The sequence below is a fragment of the Bifidobacterium jacchi genome (assembly GCF_009078285.1).
In the GTDB taxonomy this organism is placed as follows: Bacteria; Actinomycetota; Actinomycetes; order Actinomycetales; family Bifidobacteriaceae; genus Bifidobacterium; species Bifidobacterium jacchi.
The window spans coordinates 64,542-66,036 of sequence record NZ_RQSP01000011.1; the positions used below are offsets into that span (position 1 = coordinate 64,542).

General features: G+C 60.7%; 1 protein-coding gene. It reads right to left on the reverse strand.

Translation table 11 applies throughout. The annotated features are described in order from the left end of the window. Window positions 1-111 precede the first annotated feature (111 nt). Window positions 112-1,203: a CTP synthase gene (locus tag EHS19_RS04710; protein ID WP_151916632.1), complete on the reverse strand. Its 1,092-nt coding sequence runs from the start codon at window positions 1,201-1,203 to the stop codon at window positions 112-114. Between the last annotated feature and the right edge of the window lie 292 nt (window positions 1,204-1,495).

The following is a 1,495-nucleotide window of genomic DNA, read 5'->3' on the forward strand; positions in this document are numbered from 1 at the left end:
TTTTCGTCCTTAACTGCGCGGCGACCTCGTAATCACGCGCAGTTACGGACGATTCGGAGCGCGGCAGCAGTCCGCCAGCCGCCTTGCTGCGGCATCAAGCCGTTGTTCGGGCTATGACGCTTCCTCGTAATAGGAATTCATCACGCGCATCGGCACTTCGGCGTCGATCAGCTTGCGGATCAGCGGGTACCGCCGCGTCACCTCGTCATGATTCGTCCGCAGAATCGTCGTCACCTTGGCGCGCCGAAGCGCGTCCTCGCGCTCACGTTCCCTGCGCACCACGTCACGAACGGAACCTCCGCCGGTCATCGACGGATCGACGTATTTGCGCATGCCGTCATATTCCAGCACGATGACCCTGCCATCCGGCGTGTGCCACACGAAGTCAACTCGGTAGCGGTTGCGCATGTCGAGCGGATCGATGAACTCATGCTGCAGTTGCGGCACGGCGAATCCCTGATCGATGATGGTCGCATAGCACAGCGACTCGCCGCCGTTCTCGTTGCGCGGATTCGCATAATGCAGAAGGCGGTTGACCGTGCCGCAGTCGGCGTGCAGCGAATCACAGATCTCCATCACCTGATCGCGAGTGACGAGTCGCTGCCGCAATGCGGAATCGAAGATCGGCAGCGCCTGCTCGAAACGGTATCGCAGACCACAGTCGACCAGTATGCGTGCCGGCGACGTGATCGCAACGGCCGCGATCACGGTTGCATTTCGCGGCACGAATCGCTGCGGATCGCGGCCACTGAGTCGATCTGCGATAAGCGTCTGCTGCGGTGCGGCACTTCCGTGACGATACCGGATCAGCGTATTCACAGGGATGTCGGACATGACGATATGGCGGATTCCACGATATGCCGCAGCGGATCCGCCGCTTCGGGAGGCAAGAAAGACAAGTCCGTCATCATGGAGATCCCATTGATGCTCGAGGAACAGCATGGCGGCTGCGCTGATGCCGGCGAATATCCGGTCAGGATGCCGCAGCGATATCGCACGGATGATGTGACGTGCCCGCTCGGGTGGCAGAAGCGTGTTCCAATAGTCGCTGCGCGCATAGGTCCCGCGATGCGTGCGGATGATCTCGCCTGAGCGCATGCGCGCAAGGATCAGCTTGAACTGCGCCTCGTTCTCAGGCAGGAGGCAGCGCTGTTCGCATTCCGCTTCGGCGGCGAGCCGTTCGATGTCTTTGTTTGGTCTCATGCGCACATGATGGAGGCTGGATTGGATTTGGTCAAGCCAGACGGGGTCATGTGGACGGAACCTCTGATGATGACGACAATGTGGATAACTCTCAGGCGGCTGAAACTGCGGTCATGATGACACCGTTGCGGTCCGTTGATGCGGTTTGAGGCGACCCGGATGCGATCTACGTGACGCGCAAGGAGGGGAAGTCGCCGTCCGCGTACAACTCTGGGGTGGGGCGGAGCGTGTTTAGTCCGTAACTGCGCGCGATCTCGACGGTCCCGCGCAGTTACGGACGATTTCGGCCCTG

Excerpts from the sequence above, each read along its gene's own strand:
- EHS19_RS04710 (WP_151916632.1), bottom strand. The coding sequence starts at position 1,203 with ATGAGACCAAACAAAGACATCGAACGGCTCGCCGCCGAAGCGGAATGC.